This is a genomic window from Corynebacterium sp. MSK122 (assembly GCF_030229435.2).
Taxonomy (GTDB): Bacteria; Actinomycetota; Actinomycetes; order Mycobacteriales; family Mycobacteriaceae; genus Corynebacterium; species Corynebacterium marquesiae.
Genome location: NZ_JASPHV020000061.1, coordinates 1 through 896 on the forward strand (window position 1 = coordinate 1; position 896 = coordinate 896).

Annotated in this window: 1 protein-coding gene; it reads right to left on the reverse strand. The window is 53.5% G+C overall.

The window, feature by feature from the left end:
* Positions 1-13: 13 nt before the first annotated feature.
* Complete coding sequence (locus tag QP934_RS11440; RefSeq protein WP_419127584.1) at positions 14-769, reverse strand: AMP-binding protein; 756 nt, start codon at positions 767-769, stop codon at positions 14-16.
* Between the last annotated feature and the right edge of the window lie 127 nt (positions 770-896).

Sequence of the window (896 nt, forward strand, 5' to 3'; positions counted from 1 at the left end):
TTTTCGTAGAGGGCTACAGCATCACGTTTGAACTGTTCGGAGTACCTAGGCATGGTGGTAGATTACCTTTCTTCCCAACCCAACCGGGCTGGATATCAGGTGTCCACCAAACAGGGGTCAGGCCCGTTACTGATTCTGGGTGGACGTTTTCTCCGCCGACGATGATCATTGAGTCTGAGCGGCCGAGGACGTGGAGTTGGTTGTTGTCATCGATGTATCCGGTGTCGCCCATTTGTAGCATTCCGTCTTGCGTGTATGGGGGTTTCTTGTTTGGGTTGGTGTAACCGGTGAGCATCATGGGGCTTTTGATGGTGATTTGGCCGGTTTTTCCTTGTGGTAGGGGGTTTCCTTGTGGGTCGCGAATGGTGACTTGGACGCCTGTTACTGGTGTCCCTACTGTGGTGGGGTCGTTGGCGAGTTGTTGGGGGTTAGCGCAGGCGACGAGGTCGGCTTCGGTGGAGCCGTAGATGGTGGTGAGGATGGGGCGTCCGAAGTGTTGGTTTACGTCGTGGACGAGTTGTGGGGTGACTTTGTTTCCGCCGGAGCCTATCCATTTTAGGCTGCTCATGTCGTATTTTTTGTCGAGCATGTTTTTGTAGAAAATTGGGGAGGTTACGGCGCCGTCGCATTTGTATTTTTGGATGATTTGCATGCCTTTGTCGGGGTCGAAGTGCCGGGACATGATCATTGTGCAGGTTCCTGCGATGGCGATGTTGAGGGCTCCGATGCCCCAGGTGTGGAAGAGGGTGCAGTGGGGTTGCCCGCAAATCTGAAGCGTCCTGGGTTTAGTTCCTACCTCAGCTAAGGAAGGATTGAACTATGCCTAGAAAGTATTCCGTCGAGTTCAAGGAGAAGGCGGTCCATCAGATCATCGAAATGGTCCGCCTGGAGTCTTG